We start from the raw sequence: 13,947 nt of genomic DNA on the forward strand, positions 1-13,947 counted from the left end.
CGAAATTCTTACCGCAGTGGCTCGCTGGCGTTCTGACCAAATGAAAATGGATACTCGACGCGCAAAAGGCGCACGATACCGAGACAATTCAGGCAGCGTGCGAAAGATTCCACCACACTGCCGGCACGCTATAGGCTGCATTCATGCAATTGCCATTCTCTTCTGTCGCGCGATTTCCCACAACAACCCGTCGACGCGACCTGCTGCCCCTAGTCGCTGCTCAATTGCCGGTTTCCATGCTCCAGGGCAGACCCCATGGCATCATCCAGCAAGGCATATTGCTTACTTTTGAGTAGGACGCAGCGCGGGTGGATGAGAGGTGGAACAAGTGAGCGCTCTGCTTCATGACAAAGAGGACGCGCTACGGGCGGACTCGGGTTCCCGGGGGACGCAGAGCGGTCTCAAGCGGAATGTGCATTCGCACATGGCGGGCCGACCGAGCGGCATGGCGAAGATGCAAGAAAGCCGCGCCAAGGCCAAGGCGTGCAAGCTGGCGGAGCATCAGAAGGCAAGCATCCGCGCAAAAGGTGGAGCCCCCGTTTCGGGCAGTCAAACGGCAGTTCGGCCTCACGAAGGTGAGATTAAAGGGACTGAGCACGTGAGCACGAACACGGCGCATGTGATCACGCTACTCGCGCTGTCAAAACCTGTAGATGGCGCGTAAGAGAAGCTGATGGCGATGATGAGACCGGTGCGTCCGCAATCGACCTTAGAGCGCTGAATCAGGGGCAGGTCTTATCAACTCGGGCACCTGGCGACGCGATTTCGCCACAATGCACACCATTGGCCCTCAGCGCACGCCAACTAGTGACCTGTTTAGATCTTCCTTTGGCTCGCTATCGACTGCAGTACGGCCTCACGCCGACTGATACGCTGCCAGCGCCATGTCGCTTCTGGTAGCAGCCATTCGATGCCATAGCGCGCCGCGCTCAGCGCGTCAGCACACCAATCGTCGTCAGTAACCGCTGCGGCCGCGCGAGCGATCCGGCACCAAGCCCAACCGAACAGCGTGAGACCCAGCGCGCGCAGGTAGTCGTCGGCGACGCGCAGCGGCCACTCAGGATCGGCCATCTGTCCGGCGATTAGCGCCTGGGTGGCCTTGCGGGCCGCAACCGTCTGTGCGCGAAGCGCGGCGGCAAGGTCCGCCAGTGCTGCCGGCATGGCGTTGACATCCGTGTCCAGCATGGATAGCAGGGTCTGCAATTGGGCCCCGCCGTCGGCTAGTACCTTGCGCTGCAGCAAATCGATTGCTTGGACCTCGTTCGTGCCCTCATAGATCATCGCGATGCGGCTGTCGCGCACGGTCTGCTCGATCCCGTACTCGTGCACGTAGCCGTAGCCGCCCCAGACCTGAAGCGCGTCGTCCGCGCCTCGGTGTCCCAAGTCAGTGAGGAACGCCTTGACCACTGGCGTCAGCAAGCCGACACGGGCGTCGGCGGCCTGGCGGCATGCTGCGTCCTGATCGTGGTGCGACTCGTCTATGAGAGCTGCACACCAGTAAGCCAACACTCGGCCAGCGTCGACCTGCGCTCGCAGGTGCCAGAGGATGTGTCGAATGGCAGGATGGGCGGCAAGCGGCTGTCCGCGGCCTTGCACCCGCTCGAGTGCGTAGGCGCGCGCATTCTGGTGCGCCGCCTCCAGGTGGCCCAAGCCCTGCAGGCCCACTTGAAGCCGTGCCGAGTTCATCATCACGAACATCGCCGCCAGCCCGCGGTTCGGCTCCCCGAGAAGCCAGCCGGTCGCGCCGTCGAAATTCATTGCGCAAGTGGCGCTTCCCTTGATTCCCATCTTCTTCTCGATCCCGTCACAGCGGATTGCGTTACGCGAGCCATCCGAAAGGACCTTCGGCGCGAGGAAGAGCGAAATTCCCTTCGTACCGGACGGCGCGTCCGGCAAGCGCGCTAGAACGAAGTGCACGATGTTGTCGGTGAGGTCGTGCTCGCCGCCCGAGATGAAAATCTTGCTTCCCGTTAGCCGGTAGCTGCCATCAGGCCGCGGATCGGCCTTGCTGCGCACCAGCGCGAGGTCGCTGCCCGCCTGCGGTTCCGTGAGGTTCATCGTCGCCAGCCATTCGCCGCTCGCAAGCTTGGTGAGGTAGCGCTGCTTCAGTTCGGAGCTGCCGTGCGCACGCAAACACTCGTACGCGCCATGCAGCAGGCCTGGGTACATGGTCCAGCCGTGGTTGGCGGCGGCGATCATCTCGTTGAACGCCGCGTTCAGCATCGCAGGCAGGCCCTGCCCTCCATCCTCGGGGTCGCAGGCGAGTGCAGCCCAGCCTTGCTCGATGAACGCCGCGTAGGCCTCACGGTAGCCCGCAGGCGTGGTGACTCCGCAGTCACGCCAAGTGCAACCGTCGAGGTCGGCTTTGCCGTTGATCGGCGCGAGCACGCCCGCGGCGAATTTTCCTGCTTCTTCCAACACGGCACGCGCAATAGGCGCGTCGATCTCGGCAAAGGCAGGCATCGACCTCCACGCGGGCGGCGCCTGCAGCACGTCCTCGATCACGAACTGCATGGCGCGCAGCGGCGGTGTGTAGCTCCACATATCGGCTTAGCGGCTCAGTGTCGTTCGGTCCGCAGGTGCGGACCAAAGCGTGGAAGCAGCAAACCGGACGGGCCAGCGAGGTTGATGGCAACCCGCGCACGCATGGAAGGGCACGTGTTCACGAGTTCATCCCTGCTGGACGACACCCGACGCAATCAGCGCCGCGATTTCCTGCTGCTCGAAACCAAAGTCACGCAGCACCGAACTGCTGTGCTCTCCCAACTTGGGGGCGGGCATCATTGCCACTTCGGTCTTGCCATCCAACGTAAGCGGCGTGCCGATGCCGCGCGTCATCCCGCCTTCGCCGTCCGGCACGTCAATCACCATCCCCACCGCGCGCGTTTGCGGGTGCTCCAGCGCCTGGCCGGCGCTGTTGACCGGCCCCGCCGGTACGCCAGCCCCATCGAAGCGCGCGCACCATTCAGCAACCGTGCCTCCAGCCAACTCGGCCTCGATCAGCGTCTCCAGCTCAGCCCGGTGCTGCACTCGCCGCTGCGGATGGTCGAAGCGCGGGTCCTCGGTCCATTCCGGGTGCCCGAGCACTTCGCACATTCCCTGCCACGCCTTGGAGTTGCCGGCGCCGATGACCATGCGGCCGTCGCCCGCCTTGAACACCTGGTACGGGGCGATCAAAGAGTGCGCGGTGCCCAGACGCTGCGTCTCGCGCCCGCTGGAGAAGTAGTTCGCGGCCAGCCAGTAGGTCTGCTGCATCGCAGCTTGCAGCAGCGACGTGCTGACATGCTGGCCCTCGCCGGTCTTGAGACGGTGCACGTAGGCGGACACGATCGCCAGCGCAGCCAGGATGCCGGCATTGGTATCGGCGATCGACACACCCGGCTTGACCGGGTCGCGGTCCGCCTCGCCCGTGGCGGCGATGATGCCGCTGAAGGCCTGCAGGATCAGGTCGAAGCCGCCGGTCTTTGCCATTGGACCCGTGCGGCCATAGCCGGTTATCGAACAGTAGATCAATGCCGGGTTCACCGGTTTGAGGTCGGCATACGCCAAGCCCAGACGCTCCATCACGCCGACACGGAAATTCTCGGTCAGCACGTCGGCTTGGCGCACCAAGCGCAGCAGCACCTCCTTGCCCTGGGGCGTGCGCACATCGAGCGCGAGCGAGCGCTTGCCGCGGTTGATCATTCGGAACGACGGTGGCATAGCCGAATCGCCCGGCTTCTGGTATTGCCGCGCATCGTCGCCCGAAGGCCACTTCTCGATCTTGATGACCTCTGCGCCCAGATCGGCCAGCATCATTCCGCAGGTGGGGCCGGCCATGATTTGCGCCATTTCGATGACGCGCACGCCGGCCAGCGGCTTGTGAGGAGCGGTAGACATGTCTTTTCAGTTTCCAGTGAAGCGTGGCGCGCGCTTCGCGGCGAAGGCCGCCCGGCCCTCCGCGAAATCGGCGCTGCGCAGAGTGAGGGTCTCGCGCTCACGCAAGCGGTCCTCGTTGAACTCGCCGCGTCCGATCTCGTCGATCGACCGCTTGGTGGCCTGAACAGAAAGCGGCGCAAGCGAAGCGACTTGCTGCGCGAGCGACTCCACCACGGTCTCAAAACTGTCAGCTGCCACCACCTGTTCGAACAATCCGTAGGCCTGCAGCTGCTCTACTGGCAGGGCCTTCGCCGTGAGAAAGGCGCGCTTGGCGCCACTGATGCCGAGCCGCGAGACATAGCGCCGCAGGCCGCTCGGGTAGTAGTGCAAGCCGAGCGCGTTGGCCGGCATGCGGAACTCGGAACCGGCCAACGCAACGCGCAGATCGCAAGCCAGGACGATGTCAGTCGCGCCACCGTAGACACTGCCATTGAGCGCGCACAGGGTGATGGGCCGCATCGCCTCCAGAGCGTCCGGCACCTTCTCGAACAACCGAGGGTCATGACGGCTGCTGTCGAAACCGCCAACGTCGTAGCCGGCGCAGAAGACGGGCCTCTTTTGACCTTGCGTATCGGCGTTTAACACCACCACACGGATCGACGGATCGGCGTCGAGAGTGGCAAAAGTGTGGAGCAGCCAGTGCAAGTCGGCGTCGCGCAGGCTGTTGCGCTGAGCCGGACGACTCAGGCGGATCGTCGCGATCCCGGCGTCGACCACGAGCGAGGGCAGATTTTCGATGATCATCGCCTTCACTCCGGCTCGATGCCGGCGCCTTTGACGAGCTTTTCACGCTCCGCAAGCTCGCTCTTGACCAGGGCGGCGAGATCCATGGGCTTGCCCCCGGTTGCCGACATGCCGGACCTCTCGAGCATCTCGCGCAATGCAGGCTGCGCAAGTGCCTTGTTGATCTCCGCATTCAGCTTGGTAGCAACGGGTTGTGGCAGGCCGGCTGGACCAAAGATGGCAAACCATGACGAGATCGCATACCCCGGAACCGTCTCGCCGATGGTTGGTACGTTGGGCAGCCCCGGGAACCTTTTGTCTTCTACTACCGCAAGGACACGCACCTTGCCGCTGTCGATGTGCGGCTTTGCCGTCGCCAAGCTAGCGAACAGGACCGGGATCGAATTGCCGATCAGGTCAGTCATCGCGGGCCCGCCGCCCTTGTAGGGCACATGAACCATGCGAATGCCGGTTTTTTCGATGAGCAGTTCACCAGCGAGGTGGTGAGCCGAACCATTGCCCGAACTGCCGAAGCTCAGCGCTTGGGGGTTTGCCTTTGCATACGCGATCAGCTCGGAGACAGTCTTTACTGGCAGGGACGGATGAACCACCAGGACGATGTGATTGACGGCAACCGGCGCGACAGGCGTGAAGTTCTCTACCGGATCGTACGGAAAACGCTTGCTCAAATAGAGGTTCGTGGCGTGGCTGGCATCAGTCCCCAGCACCAGCGAATAGCCGTCCGCGGGCGACTTCGCGACGTTGTCGGCGCCGAGAGTTCCACCTGCTCCACCGCGGTTGTCCACGATCACAGGCTGCCCGAGTGCTTGACCAAGGCGATCGCCAAGCGCGCGGGCCAACTGATCGGCCGCAGCACCGGGTGCATAGGGCACGACCAGGCGGATCGGTTTCTCGGGATACGCCTGTGCCATCGAAACTGCCGGGGTCAATGCGGCAATGATTGCAGTGGCCATCAGCGCACGGCGGATGGGAGATGGGAAGCCTGGGTTCATTGTGTCTCCTTGTTTTCCGCGGCCGTTGGTACTCTGCAGGTTCTGCAGAGACGCCCAAAGTGCTCGTCGGTGTCGGGCGAAGCATGCGTGAAGTCGGAGCCTCGAAGTTCTACAATCACATATGTGATGCAAAATTCCATTCATGGATCGTGACAAACCCCGTCAAGTCCGCACAGCGGGTACTGGAGCTGCTAGAGTTCTTCGCAGAAGAGCGCCGGCCGACGGCGGTCGGCGTGATTGCTCGCGCGCTCGATTGGCCGCAGTCAAGTACCTCTGTGCTCCTGAGAGGGCTCGCCGAAACCGGGTACTTCGACCACGACGCCCGCACCGGCATGTACGTGCCGAATGTGCGCATTTCGCTCGCGGCGGCGTGGATCCAGGAACACCTGTATAGCGAGCACAACTTGCTGCGACTGATGGAGGATGTGCTCGAAACGACTGGCCATACCGTGATGATCGGGTCGCGGCGCGGGGTGCATGTGCGCTATCTGCACGTTTTGCAGGCCACGCGGGAGGGGCGCTTCCTGGCCAAGACGGGGTCCCTGCGGCCGCTATTCCGCAGCGCTGCCGGCAAAATGCTTCTGACGACTTTGCCCGAGCGCGAAATTGCGATGCTGCTGCGCAAGGCCAACGCGCTTGAGACCGATTCGACGAATCGGCTGGAGTTTGCCGCCGTCGTGCGCGAGTTGGAAACCGTGCGGCGTCAAGGCTATGCGGTTTCGATGGGAACGTCGAAGCCGGGCGCTGCGGCTCTGGCCATGCTCATACCAGCGGCACGGGGTCGGGAGCCGATGACGCTCAGCCTTGGCGGTCCCATGAAGGAAGTGCGCCGAGACCGCGAACGGCTCGTCGCAACCCTGCGCGAAGCTCTTGAGTCCATCCGCAGGGTTGCGGTGCGCTAGGCAGAAGACCACGCGCCGGCGATGCGCCGGAGATGCATGGCGACTACGGGTCTGAGCTTGTTCAGGGAATCAGCAAGATTGCGCCTGTAGTGGCGCGGTCCTGTGCGGCTTTGTGCGCCGCCGGCGCTTCGCGCAGTGCGAACCGCGAGCCGATTGACGCGCGCACCGCCCCTGACGCCATGGCATCAAAAACATCGGTCGCATTTGCACGGAATACCTCCGTACTTGCATTGTGGGGAAACACAGAAGGTCGAGTGAGAAAGAGACCCCCTTTCTTGTTAAGAAGCTCCGGATCGATGGCAGGCGCTGGCCCTGAGGCGGCGCCGTACAACACCACGAGTCCGAAAGGCGCTGCGCAGTCAAGCGACCCCAGGAACGTATGCTTACCGACCGAGTCGTATACCACCCGCGCTTTGCGCCCTCCTGTGGCATCGATGACCTGCTGGACCCAATCTGGGTCGCCGTAGTTGATTGCAGCAGCGCAACCTGCAGCGCGGGCGACGGCGCATTTGGCGCAGGAGCCGGCCGTGCCGATCACCGTGGCGCCGAGTGCAGTTGCCCATGCGCTGAGGATCCGCCCCACGCCGCCGGCTGCTGCGTGAACGAGCACGACATCGCCAGCTTTGACTGCGCATGTTTTCTTGACGAGGTACTGAGCGGTCATGGCCTTGAAGAACACAGCCGCCGCGTCTTCGTCCGTGACACCGTCCGGAATGCGGACAAGCTTGGATGCGGGCACGTTGCGCCGCTCCGCGTAGGCACCTACGCCCGCGTTCATGTACACGACGCGGTCACCGACACGCAGGTCCACGACCCCTTGCCCTAGCGCCTCGATGACGCCAGCCGCTTCATGTCCCAGTCCTGTCGGCGCACTCAAGGGATATTTTCCGCTTCGCTGGTAGACGTCGATGTAGTTGAATCCAATGGCCGTCTGACGCAGGCGAACTTCACCGCTGCCCGGCTCCGGCAGATCGATGGTCTCGAATTTCATGACCTCCGGCCCACCGAACTTGGCCAATCGGATCGCGTGCGTCGTTGTTTGAAGTGCAGTCATGAATAGTTCCTCGCTTGATGGTAGACCTTCCGGGACCTGAGGATTAGCCTCGGACGATCAAGCCATATCCAAGCACTGGCTGACTCGTCGCCATCATTGAAATCCTGCTGAAGATTAGCTGCAGAATTCAGCCCGCAAGAGATACATCGCGAAGTAATCGAATATCACCCATATTCACGAGGGCCGCAAGGATGTCGCCACACATTGGAGGCGATCATGCAAGTCATTTATCCGCACTGCACACGCCCGTACGTTCACACGCATACCGTGATGGCGCGCGCTCGCATCGCCGGCGAGAGTCCTCCTTTCGCACGAAGTGCGGTCACACGTTTTTGAAGAAAATCGTTTCGTCTTAGTCCCAGCGCGCTGCGGCTGCTCGATTTAAGACTCTCTCCAATAGGTAGAGATCATTCCAGGCCAGCCCCCTAGGAAGTTGGTGCATGCATCATCACTTGGCGACCCCATCAGATGGCGACGCCTTGACTTCGCCCGAATTGCCAAGTGGCAGACCGGCCGCGCACGATTACCGACACTTGTTGTCCAAGTCTGTGTTCGATCACCGGTCGCCACGGCACCAGACTGAAGCTTGTGCCTTCGTCCAGAAGTGCGTAACGGCCGCTGGCGAGTTCAACATTGCGGCGATAGATCCCGCCGACATGCTCGCCGTCCTGCGCTGGTCTGTAGGGCTGGCCTGTCTGGTGTTGCAAGGCCTTGCCTGCAACTGCGAGCTCGCGGTTCCGCAGTGTTGCCAGCAGGTTGCGGGCGAGGATTACGCGCTGGCCTCGGCGCTGGGCCAGTCCATGCCCAGCCAGGAAGTCCGCCCGCTGCGCTACTGCCTCCCGTACATGCGCACCGAAGCCCTGGGCAACTGGCTGCTGGCCTTTGGCGGCGTCGATCACCAGGCTGCAATCCAGCCAGGTCGCGCCCATTGCTTTGATCTGCTGCTCCAGGGGCATGTGTGAGCGCAGTTCGACGACGTGCCCAGCGGCCTTTTGCGCATCATGCTGCCGGGCCTTCTGCAGCAAATCCGGCGGCACGGCCCAGACGCCATCGGCTACACGTTCCACGACGCCGCTGCGGCGCAACGCTTCAAGCCGGCGAACGTGGACTTTAGCCGTGACCAGCGGATTCCGGTCGCCAGCCTGCTTCAATTGAGCCTCGTGACTGATCGTGGCGTAGATGCCGTCCCTGGTCGCCGCCACGATGTTGCGGTCTACGGTTCTCACCTGTGTCGACGGCTTGGCCTCCACGATGGCACCGACGGGTAGCCCGGCCAGGTCGGTGCCGGCCGGCAACTTCAGGTAGTGCGCCCGGCCATCGATGCCATCGACCACCAGATAGGGGCGATCATGCAGTTCATCGTCCAGGCCCTTGGCCGCGATGCGCCCGATGACAGGTGAATTCGCCCGCGAGTCCGTCACCAACTCCCGCTGCTCGCCCTTCATCGCCCGGTGCATGATGCGCAAGATGTCGCCTCGTTCACCCATGGCGGCCAGGGTCTGCTCCATGCCGGGCGATAGTTGCCAGTGGTTGGCGTCGATACGTTGAGCAAGCGCCAAGGCCTCGAGCCGCTGCAGCCGGGCACGCAGCAAGGTCTGGCGTTGTGTGCCTTCTGTGCAGGGTATTTCGGTGAGATCCACGATGTCCATCGCGGCCTGCCGCAGCAGCTGTTGGTCCAGGCTGGTGAAGCGCTGCAGGCCCACCTCGCGCTGCAGGCTCCGGCGCATCTCGGCTTCGGTGCGCGGCCCCAGCCATTCGGTGGCGATCTCGCTGGCGCGCAGTCGCATGCCGTGGGCCATGTAGTCGGGCGCGATCACCAGGTCGTGCCCATGGCGCTGGCTGCCCACCCAGCCGCGCAGCACGATGTGGGTGTGTGGGTTGTCGGTGTCCCAGTGGTCCACGGCCACCCAATCCAGTGGGGTCTCCAGATCGATCTCCATGCGGCGCATCAATTGCCGGGTGAAGCCCCTGAGGTCTTCCAGTTCAACAGCATCCTCCGGCGAGACGATAAATCGGAACTGGTGCCGATCGCCCTGGCCGCGGTCCTCAAAGCCCTTGAGGTCTGCCGCGTCGGTGTCGGCACTATAGGCTTGGCCCTTCTGGCCGTCACGGGTGACGCCCTCTCGCTCGATATAGCGCAGGTGCGCCACGACTGCCTTGGCACCCGCGCGTTGGAGCACCACAAAGCGAGACTTGATGACCACGCGCCGCGCGTTTGCGCCCAAGCCGCGGCCCGCCATACCGGCGGCCACGCGACCCCGGCCGAAGGTCGATGCCGGCCGCGCTCCGCGCGAGCTGGAGGCCTTGGCACCGGACTTGGAGACGGCCTTGAGCACCTGCGTCACGAAGCCCTTGGACTTCGCCCCGGAACGTGTCTTGGGTGGGCTCGGGCGGACGCGGAAGCGGTCTTCGTCAGCGGATGCCATTGCCCACGCTCCAGCGCATTGGGGCGCAATGTCTCGGGAACGGCACGCGCAGACGGCTCGCAGCGATGGCGAAACGGCTCGCGCGCGGCACACGCGGTCGCAGGTGCGGTGCCGCGCCCAACCCACGTGCAGACTGGACTGGCGGGCGAAGGTGTGCCGGTTCTTTTCTCTTGCCCTCCGTCTCCGCCTCCCGCATCTGCTCCCGGCTCCGACCTAGCGCCAGCCGCGCACCACGTGCGCAACGCTGCCCGAGGGGCAGCGCTAGTGCAGCGGGTGCTGCACGCTGGCGCCGGGCTCTCTGCACGTCGAAGTGCCATCTAGGCGCAGGATCGGCTGCAGTTGAGCTGCATGTCCAGCGCAAAATTGATCGCAACATCCGCGCACGAGCGGTGCATGTTTGTCGCACGAACGGAGGCGTGTCGAAGTGATGTGCCGTGCAAATCCACGCCCGACCGGACTGCAAGAAGAAACTAGACGTCATGGCGTACTCCATGTCAACAACGGCCGCGCAACACCGAGCACTTCGGACGCTGTGATGGGCCCGAAATACCGGCTGTCGAACGACGCCGGATTCGAGTCGCTGAGCAGGAACAACTCGCCTCCGACGAGGGCCCGGCACTGCTGCCAGACAGGCAGCGGCCGATGCATGCCGTCATGCGTCCGGGCGGTTGCCACGGCCGCGCCGTCGATGCGTACGACCTGTCTCCACGCGCACACCGATTGCGGCGCCACGGCCCCAATACGCTTGAGGATCGGCACGCCAGCCGGCAGGTAGCCGCGCCGCGCGGCCAGCGCGGCCGCGTCGGCGGAGATCCGCGCCAGCACGATGCTGCCAACGTGCAGCGAGTCGGTGCACCTGATGCCGCTGACGCGATACCAGCCGCGCGGCACGCTGTCGCTCGGGTTGTAGACGATGGCTACCGGCATCGTCACCACGGCCGGCGCGCACAGCGCCGCCAGGCCGAAGCCCGTGCATGCGAGCAACATGCGGCGCCTCATTGCAACGCTCCGCGTGCGAGTTGCGCGGCATGTCGCTCGGCGGTGTATTCGGGCAACGGCTGGCGCGCGGCCAGCCGGTTGGCGATGGTGCGCCAGTAGGTCACCGCCACTGCGCATGGATCGATCTCCAAAGCCTCGATGGCGTCGATCACTGCGAGCACCGCCTTGACCTGAGGCTCGCCATCGGCACGCAGCAGAATGCGCGTGCCAGGCAGGACACCAGCAACACGCTGTGCGTCGTCGAACGGCATCGGTGCCTGCAGCACCATGAGCTGCCAGAGCGCCGTGCCGTAGTCGTTGCCGATCCACTTCACGCGACAGCAGACCGCACCCGGTTCGAACACGGCAACGCGCCGCCAGCGATCCAGAATGATCTCGCGCACCGGCTTGCCGAAGCGCAACCAGACATTCACGCGATGCTCGACGAAGGCGAGCGACACCTTCATGAACACGGGCATGTGCGCGGGACGAGACCGCTGCGCGTGCTGAGGCGCAGGCTGCGCGACACGGACATTCGGCAGCGTCATGGCGTTCCCCCATCGAACTCCCGTTCCAGCAACTCGCGCAGCATGTCGGCCGCGGTGATACCGCGCTTGAACGCAGTCACCTTGATGCGACCACGCAGCGCGGGTGTCACGTCGATGGTGAGACGCGCGGTGTAGACCGATGCCTTCGCTGGCACATCGGACGCGTCGGCTCGCCGTACCCAGGCTGATGCCGGATCGGTCGCAGGCTTGCGGCCGATCGGCGCACGCCGTAGCGGCGGCGCGGTCGGTGACGCCGTCATTGCAGCAACTCCCGCACCGCCTGCGCGAGCGCCGCGATCTCGCGCGCGGCCGCGCATTGGGGTGCCGCTTCGCACGCGAGCCGGCCCGCAGCCACGCTGTCGGCGAACACGATGCGTTGCGAGATTTCGGCGGGCAACGCTGCGAACGGCTGATCCGCGAGCGCGTTGCGCGCCTCACGTCCGATCACCGTCCCAACAACACGCCGGTTGACAACGAAGGCCGCGCGCAACTGCGGTCGGAACACTCTCGCTTCGATGACAAGCTGCACCATCTCATGACTGGCCCACACGTCGTAGGCGCTCGGCTGCACCGGGATCAGCACCAGGTCCGCGGCCAGCAGCGCGGAACGCGCGAGCGCCGCGACCCGAGGCGGACCGTCAATCACGACATAGTCGGCCTGCAGAGCGATCTGAGGCGCTTCTTGGTGCAGCGAGTCCCTCGCCAGCCCGAAGACGCCATAGAGCCGTCCCTGGCCGTTCTGAAGGCGACGTTGCGCCCAGTCCAAAGCTGACCCTTGCGGATCGGCATCGAGCAGCGTGACGCGGCTTCCTGTCATCGCGAGCTCGCCGGCGAGGTGCGTGGCAAGCGTCGTCTTGCCGGCACCGCCCTTTTGGTTCAGCAGCGCGATCACCTTGCCTGGGCTGTCCTGCCTTTGTGGTCGACGGTTTTCGGGTGCCCCGGCTGAAGCATTGCCTGTTTCTTGGGCAGCGCCGATTTCTCTTTTATCCATAAGTTATGAATTCAGTTAGAGAGTTAAGGAGCCTCGAAACCGTTGCTGGACGTGGCCTGCCGGCCGATCCGTGCGTGTGATTACCCGAGGTCTTTGCGGGCGATTACCCGAACGGCGTACGGGTGATTCCCCGAGTCCGCTCACAGGTTCTCCACAGACTGTTCAACATCTGCTGTGGATAAGTCCGCATCCGCCATGCCTCGGGGCCAGCTCCGGAAGCGCAGCCAATCGGTGCTCCCGACACGGTCGATGGCAAGCCAGTAACCGGGCAAGGACTGGCGCCGGACCAGGCGCCGCAGGTGCAGCGCGAAGTCGCTGTACCGCTGCAGGCTGGCGGATTTCAGGTGCAGGTGCCGCAGGTCGAATTTCCAGCCGTCGTGCTGCTTACCGCCGTGCTTACGAACGAGCCGGTACAGCCAGCGCTCGATGCCGCCTGAAAGCCGGAAATACGCCGGGTCCAGCGTGAGCACAAGCGCGTTGTCCATGACGCCCGAGAAGAACCAGTCGGCCAGGATCAGCTCGATGCCGTCAGAACGGCCGTCCGACCGCACGTGTTCCTTCCACTCGTTGATCCACGAGAAGCGATGCAGGCGCTTGCCGCCGCTGAGGCGATCCTGCTGGCGGATCGACGTGGCCACCGTGGTGGACTGCAGCCGGTCGAGCGCCGCCTTGAGCATCAGGTAGTCGGTCTGGCCGGTGCTGCGCTTTGCGAAACGCAAGATCTCGTAGGGCGTCGCCACCATGAGCCGCGAGGGTGTAATGCCGTCGTCGCGCGCCTGCACGATCTGGCTGGCAGCCCAGATCAGCACGTCGGCATCCCAGATGGTTGCGATTCCGTGCTCGGGCACACCTTCGACCGTGAGCGAGATGCCACCAGCCTCGAAGCGGATCGGCACCGTACGGCGCGACTTCGCCAGCGAGAAGAATGGGTAGGCCATCAGGTCCTGCGCATCGCGCGGGGCCATGTCGCCAGGAAGCGCGCGAAACAGCGCGAGCTGTTCGCGTTCGATACGCAGCTTGGGCATGGTGGCCTCTCCCTGTTCCTGCGGGAGGGGTCAGCGCACCGAGTCGCGCTGCACGTAGCCCGGGTCCGAGGTCATGCCGAAGGTGTTGCGGTCCGCCCAGGCCCGCAGGTCGGCGACCGCGTACACCACGCGGGCGCCGAATTTGCGAAAGCGCGGGCCGCCACCGAGCACGCGCTGCTTCTCGAGCGTGCGCGGCGACAGCCGCAGGAAGGTGGCGGCTTCATCGGTGGTCAGGAATTCAGGATTTGTGGTCGCCACCGCATCAAGCTGGCCATCTACTGGTGAATGCGGCGAAGCGGCGGCTGCCGCGCGGGAGGAAAAAGAACTGCCCAGTGCCATGAAGAACTCCATCGTTGTGGATCGGCCGCG

At 64.2% G+C, this 13,947-nt stretch carries 13 protein-coding genes and 1 pseudogene; 2 read left to right on the plus strand and 12 right to left on the minus strand.

Features of this window, described 5'->3' with window-relative positions:
* Window positions 1-505 precede the first annotated feature (505 nt).
* Window positions 506-664: pseudogene (locus ACAM55_RS14380) on the plus strand (transposase); the annotation flags it as partial.
* A gap of 152 nt (window positions 665-816) precedes the next feature.
* Here the strand turns inward: ACAM55_RS14380 and ACAM55_RS14385 are convergent.
* The 4 genes from ACAM55_RS14385 to ACAM55_RS14400 all read right to left on the minus strand — a co-directional run bounded on the left by ACAM55_RS14385 (window position 817) and on the right by ACAM55_RS14400 (window position 5,654).
* Window positions 817-2,514, minus strand: coding sequence for an acyl-CoA dehydrogenase (locus ACAM55_RS14385; RefSeq protein WP_369652209.1), 1,698 nt, complete (start codon window positions 2,512-2,514; stop codon window positions 817-819).
* A gap of 156 nt (window positions 2,515-2,670) precedes the next feature.
* A complete protein-coding gene (locus tag ACAM55_RS14390) occupies window positions 2,671-3,879 on the minus strand; it encodes a CaiB/BaiF CoA transferase family protein (RefSeq protein ID WP_369652210.1) in 1,209 nt (402 codons plus the stop codon).
* A gap of 6 nt (window positions 3,880-3,885) precedes the next feature.
* Complete coding sequence (locus tag ACAM55_RS14395; RefSeq protein ID WP_369652211.1) at window positions 3,886-4,662, minus strand: enoyl-CoA hydratase/isomerase family protein; 777 nt, start codon at window positions 4,660-4,662, stop codon at window positions 3,886-3,888.
* Between the two features lie 5 nt (window positions 4,663-4,667).
* Window positions 4,668-5,654: a Bug family tripartite tricarboxylate transporter substrate binding protein gene (locus tag ACAM55_RS14400; RefSeq protein ID WP_369652212.1), complete on the minus strand. Its 987-nt coding sequence runs from the start codon at window positions 5,652-5,654 to the stop codon at window positions 4,668-4,670.
* Window positions 5,655-5,737: 83 nt separating this feature from the next.
* On the opposite strand from ACAM55_RS14400, the gene ACAM55_RS14405 reads away from it, so the two are divergent.
* The gene (locus ACAM55_RS14405) at window positions 5,738-6,556 is read left to right on the plus strand and encodes an IclR family transcriptional regulator (RefSeq protein WP_369652213.1); all 819 of its coding nucleotides are present in this window, start codon (window positions 5,738-5,740) and stop codon (window positions 6,554-6,556) included.
* A 61-nt stretch (window positions 6,557-6,617) separates the two neighbouring features.
* Here ACAM55_RS14405 and ACAM55_RS14410 read toward each other — a convergent pair whose 3' ends face one another.
* The 8 genes from ACAM55_RS14410 to ACAM55_RS14445 form a co-directional block, all read right to left on the minus strand.
* A complete protein-coding gene (locus ACAM55_RS14410) occupies window positions 6,618-7,610 on the minus strand; it encodes a quinone oxidoreductase (protein ID WP_369652214.1) in 993 nt (330 codons plus the stop codon).
* Between the two features lie 464 nt (window positions 7,611-8,074).
* The gene (locus tag ACAM55_RS14415; RefSeq protein ID WP_369652215.1) at window positions 8,075-10,036 is read right to left on the minus strand and encodes a DUF3363 domain-containing protein; all 1,962 of its coding nucleotides are present in this window, start codon (window positions 10,034-10,036) and stop codon (window positions 8,075-8,077) included.
* A 477-nt stretch (window positions 10,037-10,513) separates the two neighbouring features.
* The gene (locus ACAM55_RS14420; RefSeq protein ID WP_369652216.1) at window positions 10,514-11,023 is read right to left on the minus strand and encodes a S26 family signal peptidase; all 510 of its coding nucleotides are present in this window, start codon (window positions 11,021-11,023) and stop codon (window positions 10,514-10,516) included.
* A gap of 8 nt (window positions 11,024-11,031) precedes the next feature.
* Window positions 11,032-11,493: a DUF2840 domain-containing protein gene (locus ACAM55_RS14425; RefSeq protein WP_369656401.1), complete on the minus strand. Its 462-nt coding sequence runs from the start codon at window positions 11,491-11,493 to the stop codon at window positions 11,032-11,034.
* A gap of 65 nt (window positions 11,494-11,558) precedes the next feature.
* Window positions 11,559-11,822: a chromosome partitioning protein ParB gene (locus ACAM55_RS14430; protein WP_369652217.1), complete on the minus strand. Its 264-nt coding sequence runs from the start codon at window positions 11,820-11,822 to the stop codon at window positions 11,559-11,561.
* A complete protein-coding gene (gene parA, locus ACAM55_RS14435; RefSeq protein WP_369652218.1) occupies window positions 11,819-12,553 on the minus strand; it encodes a ParA family partition ATPase in 735 nt (244 codons plus the stop codon). The genes ACAM55_RS14430 and parA overlap by 4 nt, the downstream gene beginning before the upstream one ends.
* A 140-nt stretch (window positions 12,554-12,693) precedes the next feature.
* Window positions 12,694-13,578 carry a replication initiator protein A gene (locus tag ACAM55_RS14440; RefSeq protein WP_369652219.1) on the minus strand — a complete coding sequence of 295 codons (885 nt, stop codon included), beginning with the start codon at window positions 13,576-13,578 and terminating at the stop codon, window positions 12,694-12,696.
* Between the two features lie 30 nt (window positions 13,579-13,608).
* On the minus strand, window positions 13,609-13,917 hold the full coding sequence (locus ACAM55_RS14445) for a helix-turn-helix transcriptional regulator (RefSeq protein WP_369652220.1): 309 nt from the start codon (window positions 13,915-13,917) through the stop codon (window positions 13,609-13,611).
* Window positions 13,918-13,947 lie beyond the last annotated feature (30 nt).

Origin of the sequence: Variovorax sp. V213 (assembly GCF_041154455.1) — a bacterium.
Taxonomy (GTDB): domain Bacteria; phylum Pseudomonadota; class Gammaproteobacteria; order Burkholderiales; family Burkholderiaceae_C; genus Variovorax.